The following is a 25,139-nucleotide window of genomic DNA, read 5'->3' on the forward strand; positions in this document are numbered from 1 at the left end:
AAATTAGGAACTTGTTACAACTAGGTGTAAGTAAATACAAGGCGTACGAATGGGCACATACAAGGAAAAGTTACTGGCACACAGCAAAAAGCTGGATACTGACAACAACCCTTTCCAACGACTATCTTAAACAACTGGGATACCCATCTTTACTGGCAGAATACAAGCGAGTTTGTGTTACAACTTAGGGAAGGGCCGTATACCGAACGGTACGTGCGGTGCTGTGGAAGGTCGGAACGGGAATTAATCCCGTTCCTCCTATCCGATTTAGGAACTTAAATTATCTAAGGTCTTTACGAAATTGACTTGCTTGCCCTGATTGCTTTCGTAAATAAAGTCATTTAGACTTTTACTCTGATATTTTTCAAAATCACCTACAATAATCAATGCTAACTGGTACTGCGTGAACTTTTGTAATATATCGCCCGCTAATTTAGTTTTTAAATCAAAAAACGCTGGAGCAAGGTTTTTCTCATGCAATATCAACCTATCAAATCCTTGATAATAAATATTTCCTATCAAGTCTAAGGCATCGTCTAATGAACTAACAATAATCTTATCAGACTTTATTTCCGCAGTTTTACTGTTCTTAAATGTATGTGATATAACTTCCATGTAGAATTGTTAACCATGTGATGTCCTTCGTTCTAATAAATCATCCAATTGTTGCAGACAAATTGTGATACCCTCCTTGAATCCCATCTCTAGAATAGTGTCCAGATCTTGTGTTTCATTATACAGAATAGAGACATCAACAAGTGTAGCATTATCTAAAGGTGAGAATTTCACGTTCCATGTGCTTTGAGGCATATCAGGATTAATAATTCCTTCTTCGTCGCTGAATCCTGGTTTGTAACTAAAGGACTCTGTGGGAGTAATCTCAATAAATTGAGACAAGCTCCAATGTTTATCACCTTCTGGACTAACCATGGCGTACATCCAAATTCCATGTGGGATAAAATCTAATATTTTCGTTTCCACGTGCCAAGGCTGCGGTCCCCACCATTGGTCGAGCCAATCTTCTGTCGTCCATGCTTCCCAAGTTAGCACTAGGTCAGCTTCAAATTCCTTCTTTATTTTAATGGTATTTGTTCCTTTATCTATTGAAAAGTCAAAGGCTAAGGTCTTTTTCATAATCGCTAATTATTGTTCTATAGTTTTGAACAAATTGAATTAAAGCTTGTTTTCACAAATTAATATATTGGATATAGCGAGAGGATAATATGTCCGCCAGGAAGTGTTTTGATCAGTTTTTGTTTAAAGGTAATTTGATGATCAATACCTTCAAATAATAATCTTCCGGCAGGACTTACCAAAGGGTGAATACATAGTTGTAATTCATCCAATAGTTTTAGTTCTAAGAGTTGAATCATTAAACTTCTACTGCCAATATAAATTGTGGTATTTTCTTCGCTTTTAAGTTTTATTACGTTGTCAAGAAGTGAGCTATCAGCTAATTGAGCCGTGGGCCAATTTGTCATTTGCAATGTATTGGAAAATACAAGTTTGGGGATAGCATCTAAAGTTTTTGCAAAAGCATAACTTTCAAAATCACTGTTTATATCATTAAGAACATCTTTCCAATATAACATCAGCTCAAAGGTTTTGCGACCATATAATATAATTGTACCTTTTTTGAGCAAGTCAGCATAGTGTGCATGAACATGTTCGTCTGGTAAAGATTGTGTATGATCAAAATGGCCATTCAACGTCATATTAATCGCACAAATAATATTTCCCATATCAAGTTATATTTTTTCTTGATTAAAATATTGATTAGCAAGTTTTTGTGGTGCTACTTGACAATAGGCACTTTGGACTACTTCGCGAAAGATTTCTAGTGGTATTTGATTGAGATCTGTTATCGTCCAACCTTGTTTTCCCCAAGAATTTGGAACAGCATAAATGCTTTTTTTATCAATCAGTGAATATAAATCTTGATCAACTAGTGATAGTTTAAAACAAGCTTGGTTGTTTTGGCTATCATAAGTGCCAAATATTTTCTTTTTAATTCTAAATGATATCTTATCGAAGTGTGTGTCTTCGGTTGCTTCGGGACACGATAATGCAATTTCTCGAAATGTATCTAAACTGACCATAACATTTTATTTGAGTCTAAGCAATTGGCCTTTACGCTTTATGAGATTTTTATAATCCCACTGAATTCGCTTAGCTTTATCTAACCATCGCTTTAAATCGGCTATATTTATTTCTTCCTCCGCATTATAAAAGATGGATGCGTCTTTAAATTTCTTTCCTCTAGTAGATAAATCTTCCTCTTCAAAATCTGCTCCGCTCCAAAACATTAATCTAATTCCTTTTTTCTGCTTACTGTATCCTACAATTGGATTTCCGTCTATGAACCACACTGGATGCGCATGCCATATTTTGTTTTCGGTAAATGCTAAATACTGATTAATTGTTTCGGACAGAATATTGCAAATATTTTTATCATTTTCAGACAAAGATTCATGATAAGATATTATGTCAGAAAGTGCATTCATAATTTAAGCTTTGCTAATTCAGTTCAAAAATTTTTTGGTACAACTAAGTTATAGGAATTCTATTGATAATTGGTTGTCTTATGCAAAGATTTGAATTAATCTTAGATAACTAACTAAAAATATTCCCCAGCAATTTCGGGCTACTGGGGAATAAAATAACAATTATTGGATGGGACTTGACCAAGTGATTCCACTGATATCAGTTAATTGTATATAATATCCTTTTTGCACTTGTATATCTGCAATATCCAATTTAATATCTGCCTTGGCGCCGAGCGGAAGTATTAAACTGTGCTTTCCAGGATGTATTTTAGCTACATAATGGTTATGTATATGCGCTTTATGTAACGATGCTAAATAGTTTTGATCAAATGACTTAACTGTTATATTTTCATTATTGAAAATATCTATTCTTATTAAAAACGATCCATACACATCTGCACCTTCTACACGGTATAATTGCAAATTAAGTGTGTCATTTTGAATTATAATGTTAGATATTTCAACTTTAGGTCGAACAGATTTATTGTGCAAAGTTCCAAGTACACCACCATGAAAATATTGGTTTGTGTATAAAGTTAATGCGGCAATACCTATTGATATTCCTAGTATTATATTATTTCTATTAGGAAAGTTTAAATAGCCAGAAGCGATGTGATTAAACCAACTCTTTCGTGTAATCGGCATATTTCTTTTGATCATATAGGCGTCAAGAGAATAAGTGGTGCTACCAGTTAAGTAAAGTGTAAAACCGCCAGCTACGCCTAATACCCCAATCTGCCATTCGTCTAAGCAGGTAGTTCCCAACCATCCAGATCCGAGTAGTATTCCCGTTGCCAACAGGATTACACCAATACTCATTATTCTGGTAAATAATCCCAAAATGAGAAATAATCCTACTATGGCTTCCACAATAGTAAATATTACCATAGAGTAATAGAGTTCATTAGGATTGGATACAAGATATTCTATAACTGGCTTTATTCCTAAAGCATTTGGCAGGAAGTGATTAAATTTTTCGCCAATATATCCTGCTTCTTCAGGAATTAATTTATTGTCTAATATAAGTCTGCGCCAAAAAGCAGAAAAATAAGTCCATCCTATGACCCAACGTAAAGCCATAGTAGATATTGCTGCATAGGAGTAAGCAGCATACATTTGTTTTGCTTGCATTTATATTTTTATAATATGTTAAAAATGAATGATTAAACTAGTTTTGAGGAAACTCTAGCTTAATGCAATTTTCAGTCTTTTGAACAAAATATATTTGGGAGGACTATTGCTTGAATATAGATAAGGGTAGGAGGACGGTGTTAAGAATACGTAGTCGAGTATTCTATCGCGTAAAAAAGAATAAAGTTGTCTATTGTTATAAAGGTTTTTCTGCTTTGCGACAGAAGTATAAGTAGATGTGTTTTTGCTATATATACAAGAGGATGTCGTGGATTTCGTTTTGTTAAACGATCTTTTGTATTCTATGCTAAGTACGTCACCAACATACTCTTTCAGCCCACAAGAACTGAACGCTAATATACTAAAGAATACAATTAGTATAAATTTGCTTGTCGATAATATACGCTGAATACAATGCATGGATGGACTAATATAGTAAATCTTATCTACAAATCTAATTCAACGAAAATACTGGTGGACACATTTGAATAACCTTCATAATTCGGGATAACGCTGAAGCCATCGGATTTATAAAAAGTTATTGGAGCTGATTTGATCTCTCGTTATCAAATGAGAAAGGGACTACTGAGAAAGATTTTCGATTTTGTACTGAGTCAAGCCAAAACCATAAAATTAGTTTTGGGCGGAATAGTTGGGGTAGAAGCTTTCAACTTAGGATTTAGATTAGTTTTTGGCAATAACTAGTTAGTTGTGTTTTGTTTTCATTTAAATTTCTTTCTCAAAACATACACTATTCTTCACATTTACGTATTGACCATAATTCGGAATGATTCTAAAATTGTTTTTCTTATATAAACCAATAGCCTCAATCATTTTATCACCAGTTTCTAAAATGCATTTTTTATAACCCAATTCTTTTGCCCAAACTTGTAATTCTGTCAACACTTTTGCTGCAATGCCTTTTCCTCGGTATTCAATAGGTACAAACATTCTTTTAATTTCTATCACCTCATTTTCGTACTTCTTCATACCACCACAGCCAACGGCTTGATTATTTTCGTACACAACAACCACGTTTTGGATTAAGTCGATTTTATTATATTGAGTAAAGAAATGGTTTGTTTCGCCATTTTTAATTGCTAAGTCTTTATCAAGTTCAATTACTAACCTTTGAAAATCTAAGTTGTCTGAATTTGTTCTTTTAATTTTATATAACATTTCTATCTATTTGTCGAGTGGTTGTGTCTTAAACTACAGCAAACATTTCAAGGCTTGGCGCTAGTGATGGAAAAAGTTGCGAAAAGTTTCAATTTAGCGGCACGGTTGGCAAAAGCCAATTAATTGAATAAATTTAAGAAAAAACTCAAAATAATTGGCTTTTTGAGACAGAGATATCCGAAACCACATATCATAGCCCAAAGTATGACCAAAATGCAAGGTCAACTTTTTCTAGTTGAAAACGTAATTAGTAGCCTTCAAATTAGTGGATATAACCTTATCAAAAATCATGATTGCAAACCTAAATAAAACAACAAACCTCGCTTAAAAAGGCTTAAACGAGGTCAAATATTTTAAGATTTTAGCATTTAAAAGGAGTTGTGCAACAGTTACCTATGTTATGTGCTGCCCTTTTTTTTGTCCATTGTTTTTTCGTCATTTATGCTCATTCCATTGTCGTAATTCAGTTAAATAGTGTTCGCCCTTGATGTAGGAATAATGTTCGCTTATTGAAGAATATATCGAATAGATACATACAACCAATGATATGCCTCCAATGAGTGAGGATCTAAAGTAAAAGGTAAAGAACAAAGTAATAATCGCTACAATGGCAAAAATCATTCGGTAGGATTTGAAGCCATTAAATAATTTCTCGTTGCGTTCCAATTCTGATTTTACAAAAGCTGCTTTGTCTTGGTTGTATATTTCGGTTTGTGTTTTTACCTTTTTATCAATGGTTGAAACAAATATTGGACTTGAAACCATCATAAATATACCAGCTATTAAGCAAGGATATTTTGCTGAAACTAAAATTCCATTCTTGTTAGCAATGAAAAAGAAGTAAGAAAGCAGCACCTAAAAAAGCAAAGCCATAGCCTGATGCTTTTTCAAGTTTTATAGCGTTTTCAAACGATTGATAAATATCCATATTTACTAATTAAATGATGCTCGATATTCAAGCGGTGAAACATTCGTTTTGCTTTTAAACAACTTGCTGAATGATTGAGGATGCTCAAAACCCAATTGATACGCAATTTCACTAACTGAAAGATTGGTTAACGTTAATGCTTCTTTTGCCTTTTCAATCAGCTTGTTGTGAATGTGTTGTTGTGTACTTTGTCCTGTCAGTGTGCGCAGCATATCGCTTAAATAATTAGACGAAACGTAGCGCTGATTGGCAAAGTATTGCACCGATGGTAAGCCATTTTCTACCAATTTATCGCTGTTGAAATAGTCGTTTAGCAAACTTTCCATTTTAGTCAGCAAGTCATTGCTTGCCGATTACGAGTAATAAATTGGCGGTTGTAAAAGCGATTGGAATAATTGAGCAACAATTCCAAATGTGATATCATCACGTCATGACTGAAAAGGTCGATAGAATGATTGTATTCTTCTTCAATATTTTTCATAATGCCTTCCATCGTTGCTTGTTCTTTCTCTGAAAGATGTAATGCTTCATTAACGGCATACGAAAAGAAACCATAGTTTTTAATTGTTTTACCCAACGGATAATTGCGTATAAAATCGGGATGAAATACCAACCACCAACCCGTTGCTCTTGTGCCACCATTTTCGGAAGAAATCACTTGTCCGGGTTCCATAAACGCCAACATTCCTTCATCAAAATCATAATAATTTTGACCATATTTCAGTTTGCTACCTTCACAATTTTTCAAAGAAATAGTATAAAAGTTCAAAACCAAATTTTTACTTTCTTGTGGACTAGTAAAATCTATTTCATCCAGATTTATCAATCCAATTAAAGTATGTTTGGGTTTTGGTAATCCCGAAAGTTTATACAAATCTGAAATAGAATTGATGGTTATTATATGTTTTTGATTTTTATTCATTTTAAATCTATTTTTGTGCTAATACCAAAAGAAAAGTTCGCTATTATCACTGTAAATTTACAATTTCAGCTTATCTGGTTTTATTTTGCAAGAGGCATAATGTCATCTAAACGTTTTAAATCATTTGCGGATAATTCAATATTAGTAGCTTCAATATTTTGTTCAACATATTTTACTTTTTTTGTTCCAGGAATTGGAACGTATCCTTGAGCCACCACCCATGCAATAGCAATTTGTGAAGTAGTAACGTTTTTTTCTTTTGCAATTTTATCTACTTCATTTAACAACTCAAGATTTTTGTAAAAATTATCGTCTTGAAAACGTTTTATGTAACGTCTGATGTCGCCTTCAGGAATGTCGTTAGGGTGTTTAAAGTCGCCCGAAATAAAACCACGACCTAATGGCGAGTAGGCAACAAAACCAATTCCCAGCTCATCAACCGTTGAAAGTAGACCAGTTTCTTTTACCTGACTTTCAAACAATGAATATTCACTTTGAATAGCAGTAATTGGATGTATTTTATGTGCTCTTCTAACCGTTTCAGCATCAACATTCGATAAACCAATATAACGAATTTTACCTTCTTTTACTAAGTTAGCCATTGCATCAACAGTTTCTTCGATAGGCGTGTTTGGGTCCGGAGTGTGCATATAATACAAGTCGATAAAATCGGTATTTAGATTTTTAAGCGAACGCTCAATTGCCATTTTTACATATGAGGCGCTTGCATCAGGCGAGTAATCGAATGTTCCATTATCGTCAATTTTGAAACCAAATTTTGAAGCGATGATGAATTGATCTCTTCGACCAGAAATTACCTTTGAGATGAGTTGTTCATTTTTAAATGGTCCGTATAAGTCTGCGGTATCTAAAAAGTTGCCTCCCAATTCTAGCGAACGTTCAATAGTGGTGATACTTTCAGCGTCATTTGCTTCGCCATATACATTCAGAGCACCCATTGTGCTCATACCCATACAACCTAAACCAATCGTTGGCACAACCAAATCTTGACTTCCTAATTTTACTTGTTTTACATTGCTCATTTTTTCTTGTTTTAACTTATGATACAAAGTTGCGACAGTATTGGAAGATGGAAGTAGTCAAACCTCTGATTGTTGTAGCCAAATTGAAGAAGTGTCAATTGTTGATTGTTTCGGTTAGGAAGGGTTGCACATAACATTATTATATACGCATTATAAGTTATTTTCCTATAAGTGTAAAAATATTTGTAACTTTCTGTAGAATAGTATGTTTCTATAATATTGCTGTATGCGTATTTTGAATAAATGCATACGATTTAGGTGATAACATTATTTTTATTTTGCGCTATGAGTTTTGTTAAAGAAAACTATAGAATCGAAGAAAGTCGAAAAGATAAAAGAAGAGTGCTACTTTTTTATTTTCCTCCTGATATATCTTTACAAAAAGCGTTAAGAGAAGTCTTTCCTCGCGTGCGTTGGTCGCCGACGATTAAGGCGTGGTGGATTTATGACACTGCTAATGTTCGTGATAGATTAGCTATGGATACTAAAGTGTTTGTAGGCGAAGATATGATGGAGAGGATGTCTGCGGGGAACGCTGTAGAATTCCGAAGATATGTTGATGAATTGCATCTTAAGGGCTATAGTCTAAATACAGTCAAAACATATGCTGTCGAATTTGCCCAATTACTTTACGTGTTAAAAGATTATCAGGTGCACGATTTGTCCACTGCAAAATTGAGATCCTACTTACTTTATTGTATTAAAAGCTTAAATCTGTCTGAAAATCAAATTCATAGTAGATTAAATGCCTTGAAGTTTTATTTTGAGAAAATATTGAAGCGCGAAACGTTATTTTTTTTTGACATTCCAAGACCAAACAAACATCATTTACTACCCAAAGTATTAAGTACAAGAGAAATTATAAGGCTTTTCGAATGTTTCGATAATATCAAGCATTTAGTGATGGTTAAGCTTTGTTACGGTATGGGGTTACGTGTCAGTGAGGTAACTAATTTGCGAATATCGGATATTGATTCGAGTAGAATGATGGTATTAGTTCAGCGCTCCAAGAATAAGAAAGATCGATATGTTCCTTTGCCCGAATCCATATTGGAGGATCTAAGAATGTATTACCTGCAATATAAACCTAAAGAATATTTATTTGAGGGTCAATCAGGAGGAACAATTTCAGTAAGAACTGTACAAGCCGTGTTTAAAATGGGTATGCGCAAAGCAAAAATTAATAAAAAAATAGGTATCCATGGTTTAAGACATAGTTATGCTACGCATCTATTAGAATATGGTACGGATATGTCTTTTATTCAAAAATTATTAGGGCATAGCCATATATCCACAACGGAAATTTATGCACAGTTATCAAAAAATGTATTAGCAAAAGTGCAGAGTCCTCTTGATAGGCTATAAATTAGTAAAAGCATTTCTTTAGGAAATGCTTTTATCTTTTTCTTTTTTCTGCGCTTTTTCTTTTTCTTTTCGTTGAAAATCAGCTACCTCTATAATACGTGGTATACTGCTTTTTGGTGCCATATGACGTAGTTTTTTGAGCTTTTTGCGGTAGCGAATTGCTCTAAACGTACGATTGTCTTTGTATAAGTTCCAGTTCATTAGTAGTACGGAAAATAATACAACTCCTAAGCCTGCTATCTGTAGAATAGTTACTTGGTGGTCTGAAAAAAAGTATACTAAAGCTAAGGCAACAATGGGATTGACATAGGCATACGTACTTACTTCAGTAGCGGGTCTGACTTGCAATAACCAAATGTAAGAGCTAAAAGCCAATATAGATCCCATTAGTACAAGATAAATCATAGCTCCCCAATCTGCAGCATGTACTTGTGTATAATCAAAAGCACTATACTCTCCTTTGACTAATGCGACTAATGTAAAAGCTACACCTGCTGTCACCATTTGCCAAGCAGTTTTTACCATTACATTTAACGATGGTTCTTTTTTCTGGTTTGTAGATTTGGGTTTTTGATTGTATTTTGAATACAAAGACCCTATAGTCCAACCAATTGTTCCAAGTACCAATACAATCATCGCTGTAAGATTTTGAGCACGCTCTTCTTCGGGAATAGAATTGGTCATCAATTGCTCTGCAAAAAGCATCACTACACCAGCAAAACCAAAAGCCAAACCCAATAGCGTAGGTATGCTTGAGAAATTCTCTCTCCACTTAGGTTTATCTAGGACAATGAACCAGATCGCAGTCGCGGCAGATAGAATAGAAACTATACCACTAGAAATGTATTGCTCAGACCAGATAATGGCTGCCATATCAACAAAAAGCAGCAAAAAGCCAATAAATACAGCTTGTTTTATATCTGCTTTGTTAAATATTCTGTATCCACGTAATTTGCAATAGCCCATCAGCAAAGAGCCAGCGATAATAAATCGTATGGATCCTAATACAAATGGTGTAAACGAGCGCAAAGCCTCCTCAATAAAGAAAAAAGTAGAGCCCCATACAATGTAAACTATGGCGTAGGCAACTATAATTTTGGCTAAGGATGCCTTATTTTCTTCCATTATGCGTTTGGATTAGGAATAACTAATTTTTGTTCTTCTTTGACAGTTTCTAACACAATCGTTGTTCGTGTCGAAATTATACCTTCGATTTTTCCTAAGGTGTTGCGCATTAAGTCAACTAATCCAGCAGCGTCATTCGTACGTACTTTGATCAGATATCCATCGTCACCAGCGATGTCGTGCACTTCTTGTACCTCAGGTATTTCTGCTAAGGTGTACGCTACGCCTTGCTCACCGATGATATCAGAAGTTTTAATGAAAATAAATGAAAGTAGGTTTTGATCCAATGCGAGTGGATTAATCTTCGCATTATACTGTAGAATAACCTCTTTTTGCTCTAATTTTTTTACGCGCTCAAGAATAGCAGAAGGAGCCATGCCTAATTCACGTGCTATGTCCGCATTATTTGTACGGGCATTATTTTGCATAATACGCAATATTTGATAATCAATGTTGTCGAGTGAAATTTCTAATTTTCCCATAATTCTGCAAAAATAATAATTTTCAGAAGATAATTCAAAATTTAAAACAAAAATAAGAATAATATTCAGATAAAGATGATTGGGTATTGTTTCGTTATTGTAAAAATTGGCTAATGTAGGATTGCGTTTTTGTGCGTTTTTATTAAAAGAACGCGAAAAAACATAAATTAATAGATGCTATTATTATCAAAAATAACATACTTTATGTAGATTTGTTTACTTTAATGCTGAATTTTACCAAAAGTATGTCACTTACATTAGAAAAACTTAAAACCGAACTAGAAGGAGAATTATATTTTCAAGATAACAATCCTAAAGATCAAACTATACTCGTCGCTTATTCCACCGATGCTTCTGTATACCAAGAGAAGCCTTTAGCGGTGGCTATTCCACATAGCAAAGCTGATTTGCACAAATTGATTGATTTCGCAAATGAAAATAATATCACTTTAATCCCAAGAACGGCAGGTACATCTTTGGCTGGACAAGTGGTGGGTAAAGGTATTGTAGTGGATGTGTCTAAGTTTTTCAATCAAATCCTAGAGGTTAATGAAAAGGAACAATGGGCGAGGGTTCAACCGGGGGTTATCCGTGATGACTTAAATGCTTATTTGAAATCGTTCGGTCTAATGTTTGGTCCTGAGACCTCGACTGCTAATCGTGCAATGGTCGGAGGCATGATTGGTAATAATTCATCTGGTTTGCATTCCATTGTTTGGGGCGATACACGTGAAAATTTAATTGAAGCGAATGTGCTGTTGAATGATGGTACTGAAGTTATTTTTAAAGAATTAAATCCGCAAGAGTATTTTGGCAAACTCTCGCAAAAAGATCGCGAAGGCGAAATCTATCGTCAACTTAATCACATTATCACAAGTAAAGAAAATATTGAAATTATAAATTCGGGTTATCCGAAAAAAGATATAACTCGTCGTAATACAGGTTATGCATTAGATTATTTGGTGGATACAAGTAAGCCATTCAATTTGTGTAATCTGTTGGCTGGATCAGAAGGAACTATTGGTATTGTCACCGAAGCCAAAATAAAATTGAGACCACTTCCTCCAAAAGAGATAGGTCTATTGTGTGTGCATTTTTCGGATATGGTCGAGTGTATGCACGGTAATATGATTGCATTATCGCATCATCCTGAAGCTTCTGAGCTAGTAGATAAATACATTTTAGATTTTACAGTTGGTCATCCGACTTATCAATACAATCGTTTTTTTATTGAAGGAGATCCACAGGCTTTACTTATTGTTGAATTTAGAGCCGATAGCGAAGCCGAAATTATTGGACTAGCGGAAGCGCTAAAGCAAGATTTGATCAGCAAAGGATTAGGATATGCATATCCATTGGTGTTAGGTGCTACGCAATCAAATTTGGTGTGGGATGTGCGTAAAGCTGGACTAGGTCTTATTCGTAACCTTCCAGGAGATGAGCAACCAGTCAATTTAATTGAGGATTGTGCGGTTTCTCCAGTTGATTTGCCTGCTTATGTAGCAGATGTACAACAATTATTGAAAGAAGAAGGTGTTCACGCATCTTACTATGCACATGCTGGAGCAGGTGAGTTGCATATTGAGCCTTTTGTAAATTTGAAATCTGTTGAAGGGCGACGCCAATTCCGATCAATTTTAGAAAAAACAACGGATCTAGTACTGAAGTACAATGGTTCGTTGAGTGGGGAGCATGGTGACGGACGTTTGAGAGGTGAATTTATTGGTAAAGTGTTGGGTGAAAAGGTCTATTCTTTATTGCAAGATGTGAAAAATATCTTTGATCCTAAAGGAATTTTCAATGCCAATAAAATTGTGAATACACCTCCAATGGATACTTCATTGCGTTACGATAAAGTTGTAGACGGTAAGGATATTAAGACATACTTTGATTTTACCAAAGATGAAAGTATTCTTCGCCTAGCAGAAAAATGTTCAGGATCCGGAGATTGTCGTAAGACCGAAATCAGTGGTGGTACGATGTGTCCTTCGTTTATGGCTACACGAAATGAAAAAGATACTACACGTGCTCGTGCCAATATGTTACGTCAATTTTTGACAAATTCGACGCAACAGAATCGTTTTGATCACGAGGAGATCAAAGAGGTAATGGACTTGTGCTTGAGTTGTAAAGGTTGCAAAACGGAATGCCCCTCAAGTGTGGATGTGGCGAAGATGAAGGCAGAATTTTTGCAACATTATTACGATGCGAATGGTGCGCCTTTCAGATCGAAAGTGATTGCTAATTTTACAAAGTCGCAACAGCTAGGATCTATGGTAGCTCCGCTTTACAACTTCTTTTCTCAAAATAAATTTACTTCAAGTATCATTAAGCAAATCGTTGGTTTTGCGCCTAATCGTTCTTTGCCTGAAGTCTCGGGTACAACCTTAAAACAGTGGCTGAAGAAACAAAATACGCCAATATCAAAACGTAAGGTTTATCTATTTTGTGATGAATTTACGGACTACAATGATACAAGTATAGGTCAGACAGCTTACAAACTTTTGACAGCCCTTGGTTACGAAGTATTGTTCGCTCCACACAAGGAGAGTGGTCGTACATATTTGTCTAAAGGTTTTGTGAAAGAAGCGAAAAAATTGGCGAATGCGAATGTGTCGATGCTGAAAGATAAAATTACGGCAGATATTCCTTTGCTAGGTGTTGAGCCATCGGCAATTATAACTTTCCGTGATGAATATTTAACGTTAGTGGATGCTAATCTTAAAATTGATGCACAAAATATCGCTGCAAATACTTTTATGGTAGATGAGTTTCTAGCACAAGAAATAGATAAAGGTCATATTCATGCAGAGCAGTTCTCAGCAGAAAAGCAACATATCAAATTGCATGGTCATTGTTACCAAAAAGCTTTTCATTTGGTAGGTTATACCGAAAAGGTATTGTCTTTACCAGCTAATTATACAGTAGAAGTGATTCCTTCAGGCTGTTGTGGTATGGCGGGGTCATTTGGTTATGAGAAAGAGCATTACGATGTTTCCATGAAGGTAGCAGAATTGGTTTTACTTCCAGCTGTACGTTCTGCTAAAGAAGATACAATCATTGCGGCAGCCGGTACATCATGTCGTCACCAAATCAAAGATGGTGCAGCACGTAAATCGTACCATCCTGTCGAAATTTTATACAATGCTTTAATAAAATAAAACTTTATCGTAATTTGAATGCTTTATCAATAAAGAACATATTATGAAAGCTATAAAATCCTTATTGGCAACGGGAGTCATTGCAATTTCTGTATTATCAAGTTGCGGCAACTCTTCTACTAATAATAAAGGTGTTAAAACAACACACTCATTAGAGAAATTTACAAATGATAAAGCCGCTCAGAAGCAGCAATTGTTTTTGCGCATTGTCGATGAATCACAGACGGATTCTTCGCATGTGTTTGTTGCGAAATCTGTATTTGAACAAGATACTGTAGGTGTGAAAATTGAAGTGTTAAAAGGCATTAAACCTGGTGTTAATGGGCAAGGTAGACCTGTGGAAGATGGTTTTGTGAAAGGTGCGATTAAGTTTTCATCTATAGGGGCGGAATCGGATGCTTTGGTCAAATCATTGGCAACAATCTTTGGTTTGCAATCTACAGGAGTATTTTCAAGCACTACTCTTGAGCCAACAGTTTTTTCATCAAACACTATTGAAGTGGATTTAAATGCAAAATCAACTTATAGCTTTAAATTATTCTTTGATAATACAGTAGGCGAGCCTGCAGAAGTGTTTTCAACGTTAGATTTATACAAACGTTCTTTTGAGATTGGTGAAAAGGATGCCTCTTACAGGGCACAGCTTATTTCGGCTTTGGAAGGAAAATAAAATATTCTAACTGTCTGGTAGTACGAAATGTCTTTTCGGGCTTGTAGAGGAATCTCACTTTTGCGTACCAGACAGTTTTTACTTGTAAATATGCTGATAAATTGCTTTGCTCAGAAGAGCAATTGCTTCTTCGGCTTCAGATTCCGTCAAATGAGCAAATCCTAAACGTATTCCCGTAAGACTTTGATTTTGATAAAATAGGTAATTCGGAACTGTTAGATTTTTTGTGGCACAATATGTTGCTATAGAAAGCAGCGGTAACTGCTGATTAAATTTGATCCAATAAGCCAAACCTATTTCTGGTTTTTCAAACCAAATACTTTGTTCTAGATACTGATCTAATAGCAAGGAAAAATTATCCCTTCTTTTTTGGTAAATCTTTGTCAGTTTTTGAGTCTGTCGTAATAATAATCCTTCTTTAATATATTCTGCAATTGTTTCTTCGATTAAGTAAGTGGAAGGAGATTGTCCTAATTTTTTAACTTTTGAAAGCTCTAAAATCAAATTATCAGGCGCAATCACAAAAGCTAGATCGTATGGATTAGGTAGTAAATCTTTGAAAGAATTTACATAAATAACAGCACCTTGAGTATCCATACTTTTCAATGTTTTAATAGGTATTTTGCCGTACACAAAATCCGTGTTATTATCATTCTCAATTATCGCAAATCCATGCTTTTGAGCAAGTTCAAGTAATGTGCTTTTGTTAGTTTCAGATAAAGCCGAGGTGATTGGATAAAGGTTGTTTGTTTGTAGATATATGGCGCGAATTGTATGCTTTTGAAGAAGATCTTCTAAATGTCCTGTATCAATACCTTCGGAATTAGTATTGACAGTTATTAATTCTACATTTCTTTCCTTTAATTTCATATTTACTTCAAAATGCCCAACCTGAGTTACTATAACCTTGTCTTTTGGTTTTAAAATAGTTTGAATTATACATTGAAAAGCTAATTGGTTACTTTGAAAAGTCAATATTTGATTAGCATGAAAAGCTAATCCTTTCGTTATATAGAGATAGTTTTGAAGTTGATTTTTGATATTCGTGTTTTGAGTATGAATATGCTTATTAAGTTGTCGCCGAGCACTTTTTTTATTAGAAGTAGCACCGAATATTTGATGTAAACTTTTAAAGTTAGTTAATCTAAAATCAGGAGTTCCATCGGTAAAATAGAGGTCATTCGTAATCGGCTGAAAAGGAGAATCCAACACATAGTTTATTTCAATGGGATATGCCGTCTTTGTCGATACAATAACGGATTGCGGAATCTCTTTAGCTTTAGGTTTTATTTTTTTGGAGGAAATAAATGCACCCTTTTGTGGAAGGATATCGACCCAGCCTTGAGCCGAAAGCTCTTCGTATGCAGCCACTATTGTTTGACGATGGACATATAGCTTTTCACTTAGGATTCGAGTTCCTGGGAGTTTTTCTCCAGTTTTAATACTTTTAGTTTGTATGGCATTAATAATTCCATTAGCTATTTGTAAATATACAGGAGAGGAATCTATTTTATTAATTCGAATGTAAGTTAAAATATTTTGTAAAACTGGACTATTCATTATTTTTAAACTGGACTATTCTATTTCACTGAAAAGATACCACATTTGCAGCACTTTAAATAATTATTGGTACTTATGTGGTCAAATAAAATTTTATTATCAGCGGCAGGATTACTTTTTATTTCAATTTCACAAGCACAATCTGAAAATCCATTGAGGAAAGATTCTATCTCTGAAATTGTAATCACCGAGAATAGATTCCAAATTCCCTTTGGCAAAAGAAATAAAAATATAGAAATCATTACAGCACAAGACATTGCACAGATGCCTGTGAAATCTATAAATGAAGTTTTGGCTTTTGTTAATGGGGTGGATGTGAGACAAAGAGGTTCATTTGGTACACAAGCGGATATTAGTATAGATGGCGGTACTTTTGAACAAGCTCTAATACTTTTGAATGGGGTGAAAATTTCTGATCCGCAAACAGGACATCATACCATGAATATTCCTGTTGCACTAGATGCAATTGAACGTATAGAGGTGCTGCGAGGACCTATGGCTAGGGTTTATGGGGTTAATGCCTTGACAGGAGCAATAAATATTGTCACCAAATCATTTGTAAAAAATAGTGTATCGGTGCATTTACAAAGTGGCTCTTCCTTTGAAAATAAAGAGGAGGGAGATGGTTCAGGAAAATATTGGGGTGGAGCAGGTCAAGTTGTAGCGCAACTAGGAACTACTGCTTTTCAAAATTTAATTTCTCTTTCTTCGCAGAAATCAAATGGTCAACGTTATAATAGTGCTACTGAGGATATACGTGCATATTACCAAGGCGCTTTTCAAGTCAACGAATCGAATAGTTTGGATTGGTCCTTAGGTTATATCGCCAATGAATTTGGTGCAAACGGATATTATGCTGCTCCAGGTGACAAGGAATCGTATGAATTAGTAAATACTTTTACTACGCATATCTCGAGTAAGCATTATTTTGGAGATAAATTTTATATTAATCCACGTATTTCGAATCGATACAATACGGACGATTACCGTTATTTCCGCTATGATTTGACTAAAGCTCGCTCAGAACATGCAAATAATGCTTTGTCCTTTGAATTGAATAGTAGATTGATGACGAGTATAGGTGACTTTGGATTTGGGTTGGAGCTACGAGATGAAGATATTAAAAGTTCAAACTTGGGTAATCACAATCGTGAAAATTTTGGATCTTATTTTGAATATAGAACAGAACTTCTATCAAAATTAACTTTTCATATCGGTGCATACAGCAATTATAATAGTAAATATGGGTGGGAGATTTATCCAGGATTGGATGTAGGCTATCAATTTCTTACTAATTGGAAGTTGAATTTTAATGTAGGCAAGAGTCAGCGAATACCGTCATTTACAGATTTGTATTTGAAACAACCGGCAAACATTGGCAATCCAGATTTGAAATCTGAATATGCATGGCAATATGAAGGATCATTACAAGGAAAGATCGGAGAGACGAAATTGGAGTTGAGATACTTCTATAGAGATATTAATGATTTTGTAGATTGGACTAAAAATACTGGAAATATTGACGACCCAAATGAAATAAGTAAAATTCCTTATCAGCCTTTTAATTTGGGAAATAATAAAATGCATGGTGCAAGTGCTTCTTTGAGTAGAATATATAATTTAGGACAACAAATGAGACTAAGATATAGTTTTGGATATAATTTCTTGTCACCAGAAGAATTATCATACGCAGAAGGTATAGTTTCAAAGTATGTATTAGAAAGTCTTAAACATCAAGCCTTATTGCGAATTGTGTACCATACATCTAATTGGGAATTTAGCACAGGAAATCGTTGGATAAAACGAGAAATGAATGATCCTTATTTTATCTCCGATGTTAGGCTTGGGTATCAGTTAAAACAATGGTATATATATTCAGATATTACCAATGTGGCGAATGCTTCTTACAAAGAATCGGGAGCCGTATTAATGCCAAAACGCTGGTTCACACTAGGGCTACGCTTCGTATTACATTAGGTAAAATACCAATTGTTAGGTATAATTAAGTTGATGTACATTAATTAAATTTGCCACTGTAATACGTTTGCCAATTAATTATTAACTTAAGTGTGTGAATAGAAAAAAAGCATCTGAGATTTCAGATGCTTTCTAATTTATTGGTTGAATAAATTATTTGATAAATTTACCAACTTCTTGAGCTAAGTCAATAATTTTGTTTGAGTAACCCCACTCGTTGTCGTACCAAGATACTACTTTCACGAAGTTGTCATTTAACGAGATACCCGCTTTAGCATCGAAGATAGATGTACGCGCATCACCTAAGAAATCTGTTGAAACAACTTCATCTTCAGTATAGCCTAAAATACCTTTTAACTCACCTTCTGAAGCTTCTTTCATAGCGTTTTTAACATCTTCGTAAGAAGCGCCTTTTTCTAAACGTACTGTCAAGTCAACTACAGAAACGTCAGCTGTAGGAACACGGAAAGACATACCAGTTAATTTACCTTTTAACTCAGGTAATACTAAACCTACTGCTTTAGCAGCACCTGTAGACGAAGGGATGATGTTTTGGTAAGCACCACGACCACCTCTCCAGTCTTTCACTGAAGGGCCATCAACAGTTTTTTGTGTTGCTGTAACAGCGTGAACTGTAGTCATCAAACCTTCTACGATACCGAATTTATCATTCAACACTTTAGCAATCGGAGCTAAACAGTTTGTAGTACATGAAGCGTTAGAAACGATATTTTGATCAGCAGTTAATTCTTTGTGGTTTACACCCATTACGAATGTTGGTGTATCATCTTTGGCAGGAGCTGACATGATTACTTTTTTAGCACCAGCATCGATGTGTTTCTGAGCAGTATCTTGAGTTAAGAACAAACCTGTAGATTCGATTACAACCTCAGCACCTACAGCATCCCATTTTAAGTTTGCTGGATCTTTTTCAGCAGTAACACGGATAGTTTTACCGTTTACAACTAAGTTGCCATCTTTCACCTCTACAGTGCCATCAAATTTACCGTGAGTAGAATCATATTTTAACATGTAAGCCATGTAATCTGGTTCTACTAAATCGTTGATACCTACAATTTCGATATCAGCACGATTCACAGCAGCTCTGAAAGCTAAACGACCAATACGGCCAAATCCGTTAATTCCAATTTTCATTTTCTTAATTTTTATTAATGTAATATTTTATTAGATTTTGAATAGGTTCTTTGTTAATTGTCTGAATATTCAAATGATACTCTTTTGCAAATTCCATGAGCCATTCCTGATAGTTGTGCGCCACTGATCCTGTAAGACTGATCGGAGAGTCCGGATATTGATCTAATAGCGGTAGAATATAAGTCGTGATAAAAAGATTCAAACCTTTTTTGATGATATTTGATAGATAAGGCTCGTTTCTATTTTCGAAGAAGAAATCAGCGAAAGATGTTAAAAATATATTGGGATTAGGATTATTGTATAACTTTTCTAAAATATACTTTCTATCCAAACTATATTTGTCATCCAATTTTTCACGAAATCCTTGTGGCATGGCATCCGTCAAATAATCTCGCAGTACTTGTTGAGCTATCCAATTGGTAGACCCCTCGTCAGCCAAGATGTAACCAAGACCGTAATTATTCGGAATTATTTTTTTTCCAGTATAATAAGCTGCATTTGATCCAGAACCCATTATTGCTACGATTCCTTTTTCATCTCCAAAAGTAGAAAGTGCAGAAGCATCTAAATCATGTGAAACTTTTACTTTCGCATTTTTGAAAAAGTTTGAAAAAACATGCACTATTTTGTCTTGGCGTTCTTTTGAAGAAGCTCCTGCACCGAAAAAGAATATTTTCTTGATCTTCTCTGCATTGTAGAGAAGATCCGTATTCTTATTCAACAATTGATTTATAAAATTTTCATCCTGTATGTACGAATTTATGCCTGCTGTCCGAAAGCCATGTAATAGTCTTCCTTTTTCAGCTAGGCGCCAATCTGCGTATCTCGATCCAGTGAAAATTACTAAAATCATATGGAATATTATTTGTTCATAATATTTGCAATATCCAACAATTCGTCGTCCAACTTGAACTCCTTATTGTTTAACGCTTCTTCCAGTGGTGTTATTATCATTTGGTTACCACGGATACCTATAGTTCCGCGTGTATTGCCTTTGATGAGTTCGTTTACAGCTGTATAACCCATACGCGTAGCTAATACTCTATCGAAGCTGCTTGGAGATCCTCCACGTTGCAAATGTCCTAATATACTAACTTTTATGTCAAGATGGTTAATTTTTTCTTTTACAATTTTTGCAACATTGTATGCACCACCATTTTTGTCTCCTTCTGCAATAATTACTATCATGGAGGTTTTTTCACGTGCTTCTGCGAATTCTAATTCTTCAATTAGGTTGTCAATACCTGAATTAATTTCCGGTAGAAGTATCGCTTCTGCTCCACCACCTACACCCGCATTCAAAGCTATACAACCCGAATCACGCCCCATTACTTCCACGAAAAAGACACGACTATGTGAAGAAGCCGTATCGCGAATCTTATCTATAGCCTCTATAACGGTGTTGTTGGCTGTATCGTAACCTAATGTATAATCTGTGCCGTACAAATCATTATCGATCGTACCAGGGATACACATTACAGGAATATCGTATTCTTTGGAGAAGAAATCAGCACCAGTGAATGTTCCATCTCCACCGATGGCAACCAATGCGTCGATTCCTTGATCTTTTAAATTATTATATGCTTGCTGTCTTCCTTCTTTGGTTTTGAATTCTAAACAACGTGCTGATTTTAATATTGTACCACCTTTTTGAATGATAGAACTTACTGAACGGCGAGTCATTTCTACAAATGAACCCTCGATCATGCCTTGATAGCCATGATAAATACCTGTTACAGATATATCGTTATATATAGCAGTTCTCACTACCGCTCTGATAGCAGCATTCATTCCTGGTGCGTCACCTCCTGATGTAAAAACTCCAATTCGATTTATTTTTTTCAAAGTAATTTAGATTAAGTTCACTACGAATATAATGTGTATTTTTTACACTATTAAATTTTTATACATATTTTTTTGCTTGTTTGCCGATTTTTATTCATCTTGTCGCTGTTAATCAAGAAAATCAAGCTGATATTTAATGATTAATACTTAATTCGGAAATGTATAAATTGCAATATATTTGTATTAATATTTCTAACAAGGATAATTTTAGACTAATTTTTGAGGGCAAATCATGTTATCATTTTTTACAGTAGATTGTTTGATCTTTACTTTTCATGAAGGAAAATTAAAGGTCTTATTAAATGAGAGAAATGAGTACCCGTATCGTGATTGGTGGGCTATGCCAGGCTATTTTGTGGACAAGCAAGAAGAAATGGAAGAGGCTGTGAATCGTATTGCATACGAACATACAGGTCTGAAAAATATATATTTGGAACAGCTTGCAGCGATGGCTGGTTTAAAGCGTCACCCAGAAGGTCGTATCCTAACTGTGGCTTATATGGCTTTAGTGCGATATGATGACGTGAAGAATAAAGTAAAACCTGTGACGAATTATATGCGTCAAGCTAAGTGGTTTGATGTCAGTGATGTTCCTGAGTTGGCATTTGATCATAACGATATTTTGAAATTGGGTCTTAAAAAACTCAAAAGAAATTTAAATTATTCGACTGCGCCTTTTGAATTGCTCCCCGAAAAATTTACACTAACGCAATTACAACAGATTTATGAAGCTATTTTAGGAGAAATGTTGGATAAACGCAACTTTAGAAAACGTATGAATAATTTGGGCTATCTTAAAGAATTAGAAGAATTCCAAACAGGCGTATCTTACCGTGCTGCAAGATTATACAAGTTGGATAAGCGTAAATTCTTAAAACTGTTTACCTAACAGTTTAATTACTAAACAAAGAAACTTTTTTGTCAATGTATTGTATTTTTTTGATACAATTATACGTTCTATTTAAACGTTTTGTATTTTTGAACAATCTTTTGTAAAAGTCAAAAGTTAAAAATGTAAAATGGATAAAAGAAAAGAGGAAATAATTGATATAGCTTTGCGCAGATTTTCGCATTATGGTTTCTCTAAAACCACAATGAATGAAATTGCTGATGATGTAAAAATCACTAAGGCGAATCTATATTACTATTATCCAGATAAGATTGCTTTAATAAAAGATGTCATTTGTGCCATATCTACAGAATTAATTTCGAAGGAACAAAAGATGGTGGAGGCATTTGAAGGTGATTTTCTGGAGACATTATTTGCTTTATTGAGGTTTAGAGCAGATCATATGCGCAAACATTATATGTTGTATATCAATGAAAATTTGGATTGGATACGTGATAATGCTTTCACGGATTTCATTGAAGAATTAGAATGTAAGGATTTGCAAGTTTTACAGACGCTAATGACTAAAGCGGTAGAATCTGGGAATTTGAAGTTGCATAATATTGATGAATCAGCTTATGTGTTACGGAATATTATAAAAGGGTTGAGTTTGATACATACTGTTAAGGATATTATTTCAGGTATTCCGAATTTAGCGAATGTAGATGAAATTTTAGATAGTCAAATGAAGGCTGCTAAATTAATTTTTGAAGAACGTATAGTTACAAATAGATAAAATGAAAAGGATCAGAATAATAGCTGTTTTATTAGCCGGTCTGTTCAGTGCTTCTTATGCAAGTGCGCAAGAGGTTTTGACTTTACAAGATGCAATAAAATATGCGTTGCAAAACAAAGCTGAAGCTAAAAAATCCGCTTTGGAATTAGAAAACTCCGAATATTTGATTGATGAAGTGCGAGCTGGTGCATTACCTCAGGTTAATGCGAATGGAACACTTACTTACAATCCATTATTACAAAAGAGTGCTTTACCCGCAGAAATATTTGGTGGCGAGCCAGGTGAAACAATAATGGTAGCATTCGGTCAGAAATGGCAAACTAATGCTGCGGTATCCGTTTCGCAGCAAATTTTCAACCAATCTTTGTTTACAGGTTTAAAGGCAGCAAAGTCTACTCGTGAGTTTTATCAGATAAATAACACATTGACAGAGGAGAATCTAATTGAAAAAGTTGCAAATTCTTATTATCAAGTGTTTCAGACACAATTGCAATTGAAAACATTAGATATAAACTTGGAAAGCACAAAGAAAACACGCGATGTAATCAAAGGTTTGGTAGACGCAGGGCTCGGTAAGAAAATTGATTTAGATCGTACTTCGGTGGCTGTAAATAACTTAGAATCCCAAAGACAGCAAGTATTGAATGCATTAGAATTGCAAGAAAATGCGTTGAAATTTGCTATCGGTATGGAGATCACAAAAGATGTTGTTTTACCAGAAGAGACTTTTGATATTTCGTTAGAAAAGATCTATGAGTCGACCGATGTAAATAGCCGTACTGAAATTGCACTTTTAAATAAACAAAGTGAATTATTGGAATTAAATCGTAAATCCATAGTTTCTAATTATTATCCTTCATTATCTTTTACAGGTAATTTTGGATATCTAGGTATGGGAAATATTTTTCCGACTTTTGGTAAGGATGGATTCAAATGGTCCAATTTCTCGGGTATAGGCTTGAATCTTTCTATTCCAATTTTTAATGGCGGTGCTACTAAATCCAGAATTAATCAAGCGGATATAGAGATTAGAAAAACGCAAGTCGATATTGATGATGCTAAATTAGGCCTTTCATTAGCAAATGAAAATGCAAAAACGCAAATAAAAAATTCCCTTCTGACTATCAATACCAATAGGAGTAATGTGCATTTAGCTAAAGAAGTATTGGATAATACAAACAATAACTATAAAAATGGTTTAGCCACATTGACAGAATTGCTTGATGCAGAGAATGCGTATGCGGATGCACAAAATAATTTGAATACAGCTTTATTGAACTACAAAGTAGCGGAAGTACAACTGATAAAAGCTAACGGTAAATTGAAATCATTAATAAACGAATAAGAATATAATCTAAATAAGAATATGAAACGTGCTATAATTACGGTAATTATTATTGCTGCTGCTTTAGGAGGTATCTTTTTTATCTTAAATAAAAATAAAGCGAAAAACGAAGCTGTGACTGCAGAGGCAGCTAAAACAAATGCATATGTAGCGGTGCGTATTGATACTGCGCGTCTAGATAATATTAATCTAGCTAATACAGCTAATGGTACTTTTCAACCAAAGCAAGAAGTAACTGTATCGGCTGAAGCTGCCGGTCGTGTTGTTCGTGTATTAGTTGACGAAGGTTCTCATGTGGGTGCAGGTCAGACTTTGGCTATCGTTGAAGGAGATAAATTGAATGTGAATGTTGCTAATGCACAAGCTAATTATGATAATGCACAACAAAATCTTCAACGTTTTGAAAGTGCTTATAAAACTGGTGGTGTTACTTTGCAACAATTAGATCAAGCTAGATTACAATTCGAAACGGCAAAAAATAATTTACGTAGTTCAAAATTAACTGCTGGTGACGTGACTATCAAAACATCGGTGTCTGGTATCGTGAATTCACGTAAAATCGAGCCAGGAACTTATGTCAATCCAGGAACTCCTGCATTTGAAATCGTCAATGTAAGTTCTTTAAAACTTCGTGTAAATGTTGATGAGAAAAATGTAGCAAGCTTAGCGGTTGGGCAGTCTGTTGATGTAGCAGCATCAGTTTATACGGATAAAACTTATACTGGTAAAATTACTTTTATCGCTCCAAAATCAGATGGTAGCTTAAATTTCCCAGTAGAGATTGAAGTGCCAAATGCAAGTGGTGAGTTACGTGCTGGTATGTATGGTACAGCTACTTTTGGTGGCAATACTTCAGCAGCTGTTTTAGTAATTCCACGTTCAGCTTTCGTTGGTTCAGTTAGTGATAATAGAGTTTTCGTAGCTAAAAATGGTAAAGCTATTGAAACTAAAGTTGTTTCAGGAAGAAATTTCGGTGACAATATTGAGGTGTTGAGCGGATTGAATGCTGGAGATCAAGTAATTATTTCGGGACAAATTAATTTGTTGGATCAAACTGCAATCGAAATTATTAAATAATTA

General features: G+C 34.7%; 25 protein-coding genes. 8 read left to right on the forward strand and 17 right to left on the reverse strand.

From position 1 onward, the window contains the following. Positions 1 to 267: 267 nt before the first annotated feature. The 11 genes from GOQ17_RS14505 to GOQ17_RS14550 all read right to left on the reverse strand — a co-directional run bounded on the left by GOQ17_RS14505 (position 268) and on the right by GOQ17_RS14550 (position 7,749). Positions 268 to 615, reverse strand: coding sequence for a DUF4180 domain-containing protein (locus GOQ17_RS14505; protein WP_159638555.1), 348 nt, complete (start codon positions 613 to 615; stop codon positions 268 to 270). Positions 616 to 624: 9 nt separating this feature from the next. Beyond that, positions 625 to 1,134 (reverse strand): SRPBCC family protein, encoded by a 510-nt coding sequence (locus GOQ17_RS14510; protein WP_159638557.1) that lies wholly within the window; start codon positions 1,132 to 1,134, stop codon positions 625 to 627. Between the two features lie 59 nt (positions 1,135 to 1,193). Then, entirely contained in the window at positions 1,194 to 1,742 is a 549-nt protein-coding gene (locus tag GOQ17_RS14515; RefSeq protein WP_159638559.1) for a dihydrofolate reductase family protein, read from the reverse strand. A gap of 6 nt (positions 1,743 to 1,748) precedes the next feature. After that, a complete protein-coding gene (locus GOQ17_RS14520; RefSeq protein ID WP_159638561.1) occupies positions 1,749 to 2,099 on the reverse strand; it encodes an MmcQ/YjbR family DNA-binding protein in 351 nt (116 codons plus the stop codon). A 6-nt stretch (positions 2,100 to 2,105) separates the two neighbouring features. Further along, a complete protein-coding gene (locus tag GOQ17_RS14525) occupies positions 2,106 to 2,504 on the reverse strand; it encodes a DUF1801 domain-containing protein (protein ID WP_159638563.1) in 399 nt (132 codons plus the stop codon). 162 nt (positions 2,505 to 2,666) lie between these two features. After that, entirely contained in the window at positions 2,667 to 3,677 is a 1,011-nt protein-coding gene (locus GOQ17_RS14530; RefSeq protein ID WP_159638565.1) for a TQO small subunit DoxD, read from the reverse strand. Positions 3,678 to 4,403: 726 nt separating this feature from the next. Next, complete coding sequence (locus GOQ17_RS14535) at positions 4,404 to 4,856, reverse strand: GNAT family N-acetyltransferase (protein WP_159638567.1); 453 nt, start codon at positions 4,854 to 4,856, stop codon at positions 4,404 to 4,406. A 435-nt stretch (positions 4,857 to 5,291) separates the two neighbouring features. After that, positions 5,292 to 5,624, reverse strand: coding sequence for a hypothetical protein (locus GOQ17_RS14540; protein ID WP_159638569.1), 333 nt, complete (start codon positions 5,622 to 5,624; stop codon positions 5,292 to 5,294). Between the two features lie 165 nt (positions 5,625 to 5,789). Next, complete coding sequence (locus GOQ17_RS16510; RefSeq protein WP_317163279.1) at positions 5,790 to 6,101, reverse strand: helix-turn-helix domain-containing protein; 312 nt, start codon at positions 6,099 to 6,101, stop codon at positions 5,790 to 5,792. Between the two features lie 14 nt (positions 6,102 to 6,115). Next, positions 6,116 to 6,706, reverse strand: a complete 591-nt coding sequence (locus tag GOQ17_RS16515) for a hypothetical protein (protein ID WP_317163280.1) — start codon at positions 6,704 to 6,706, stop codon at positions 6,116 to 6,118. An 80-nt stretch (positions 6,707 to 6,786) separates the two neighbouring features. Then, positions 6,787 to 7,749 carry an aldo/keto reductase gene (locus GOQ17_RS14550; RefSeq protein WP_159638571.1) on the reverse strand — a complete coding sequence of 321 codons (963 nt, stop codon included), beginning with the start codon at positions 7,747 to 7,749 and terminating at the stop codon, positions 6,787 to 6,789. A 285-nt stretch (positions 7,750 to 8,034) separates the two neighbouring features. Here GOQ17_RS14550 and GOQ17_RS14555 point away from each other — a divergent pair, with 285 nt between their 5' ends. Further along, on the forward strand, positions 8,035 to 9,114 hold the full coding sequence (locus GOQ17_RS14555; RefSeq protein ID WP_159638573.1) for a tyrosine-type recombinase/integrase: 1,080 nt from the start codon (positions 8,035 to 8,037) through the stop codon (positions 9,112 to 9,114). An 18-nt stretch (positions 9,115 to 9,132) separates the two neighbouring features. On the opposite strand, the gene GOQ17_RS14560 is transcribed toward GOQ17_RS14555, so the two are convergent. Together GOQ17_RS14560 and GOQ17_RS14565 are read right to left on the reverse strand one after the other, a co-directional pair. Next, a complete protein-coding gene (locus tag GOQ17_RS14560) occupies positions 9,133 to 10,239 on the reverse strand; it encodes an EamA family transporter (RefSeq protein ID WP_159638575.1) in 1,107 nt (368 codons plus the stop codon). Continuing rightward, a complete protein-coding gene (locus GOQ17_RS14565; RefSeq protein ID WP_159638577.1) occupies positions 10,239 to 10,721 on the reverse strand; it encodes an Lrp/AsnC family transcriptional regulator in 483 nt (160 codons plus the stop codon). Before GOQ17_RS14565 ends, GOQ17_RS14560 begins: the two co-directional genes overlap by 1 nt. Before the next feature lie 245 nt (positions 10,722 to 10,966). Between GOQ17_RS14565 and GOQ17_RS14570 the strand changes: the two genes are divergently transcribed. Both GOQ17_RS14570 and GOQ17_RS14575 read left to right on the forward strand, forming a co-directional pair. Further along, entirely contained in the window at positions 10,967 to 13,882 is a 2,916-nt protein-coding gene (locus tag GOQ17_RS14570) for an FAD-binding and (Fe-S)-binding domain-containing protein (protein ID WP_159638579.1), read from the forward strand. Positions 13,883 to 13,925: 43 nt separating this feature from the next. Next, positions 13,926 to 14,552 carry a hypothetical protein gene (locus GOQ17_RS14575; protein WP_159638581.1) on the forward strand — a complete coding sequence of 209 codons (627 nt, stop codon included), beginning with the start codon at positions 13,926 to 13,928 and terminating at the stop codon, positions 14,550 to 14,552. Between the two features lie 78 nt (positions 14,553 to 14,630). Here the strand turns inward: GOQ17_RS14575 and GOQ17_RS14580 are convergent, their stop codons facing one another. Further along, positions 14,631 to 16,112 (reverse strand): aminotransferase-like domain-containing protein, encoded by a 1,482-nt coding sequence (locus GOQ17_RS14580; protein ID WP_159638583.1) that lies wholly within the window; start codon positions 16,110 to 16,112, stop codon positions 14,631 to 14,633. Positions 16,113 to 16,187: 75 nt separating this feature from the next. Between GOQ17_RS14580 and GOQ17_RS14585 the strand changes: the two genes are divergently transcribed. Then, a complete protein-coding gene (locus tag GOQ17_RS14585) occupies positions 16,188 to 18,089 on the forward strand; it encodes a TonB-dependent receptor plug domain-containing protein (RefSeq protein WP_159638585.1) in 1,902 nt (633 codons plus the stop codon). Between the two features lie 153 nt (positions 18,090 to 18,242). Here the strand turns inward: GOQ17_RS14585 and gap are convergent, their stop codons facing one another. Genes gap through pfkA form a run of 3 tightly spaced genes read right to left on the reverse strand, consistent with a single transcriptional unit; the run spans position 18,243 to position 21,089 of the window. Beyond that, a complete protein-coding gene (gap, locus tag GOQ17_RS14590) occupies positions 18,243 to 19,244 on the reverse strand; it encodes a type I glyceraldehyde-3-phosphate dehydrogenase (protein ID WP_159638587.1) in 1,002 nt (333 codons plus the stop codon). A gap of 4 nt (positions 19,245 to 19,248) precedes the next feature. Then, entirely contained in the window at positions 19,249 to 20,097 is an 849-nt protein-coding gene (locus GOQ17_RS14595; RefSeq protein ID WP_159638589.1) for a hypothetical protein, read from the reverse strand. 8 nt (positions 20,098 to 20,105) lie between these two features. After that, entirely contained in the window at positions 20,106 to 21,089 is a 984-nt protein-coding gene (gene pfkA, locus GOQ17_RS14600) for a 6-phosphofructokinase (protein ID WP_159638591.1), read from the reverse strand. Between the two features lie 232 nt (positions 21,090 to 21,321). Here pfkA and GOQ17_RS14605 point away from each other — a divergent pair, with 232 nt between their 5' ends. From GOQ17_RS14605 to GOQ17_RS14620, 4 genes are all read left to right on the forward strand, one after another. Further along, a complete protein-coding gene (locus GOQ17_RS14605) occupies positions 21,322 to 21,978 on the forward strand; it encodes an NUDIX hydrolase (RefSeq protein WP_159638593.1) in 657 nt (218 codons plus the stop codon). A gap of 130 nt (positions 21,979 to 22,108) precedes the next feature. Next, positions 22,109 to 22,714, forward strand: a complete 606-nt coding sequence (locus GOQ17_RS14610) for a TetR/AcrR family transcriptional regulator (RefSeq protein WP_159638595.1) — start codon at positions 22,109 to 22,111, stop codon at positions 22,712 to 22,714. A 1-nt stretch (position 22,715) separates the two neighbouring features. Beyond that, positions 22,716 to 24,059 carry a TolC family protein gene (locus GOQ17_RS14615; RefSeq protein ID WP_159638597.1) on the forward strand — a complete coding sequence of 448 codons (1,344 nt, stop codon included), beginning with the start codon at positions 22,716 to 22,718 and terminating at the stop codon, positions 24,057 to 24,059. Between the two features lie 21 nt (positions 24,060 to 24,080). After that, positions 24,081 to 25,136, forward strand: coding sequence for an efflux RND transporter periplasmic adaptor subunit (locus GOQ17_RS14620; RefSeq protein ID WP_159638599.1), 1,056 nt, complete (start codon positions 24,081 to 24,083; stop codon positions 25,134 to 25,136). Positions 25,137 to 25,139: the final 3 nt, after the last annotated feature.

This window comes from Sphingobacterium composti, from assembly GCF_009829075.1.
GTDB classification, from domain to species: Bacteria; Bacteroidota; Bacteroidia; order Sphingobacteriales; family Sphingobacteriaceae; genus Sphingobacterium; species Sphingobacterium composti.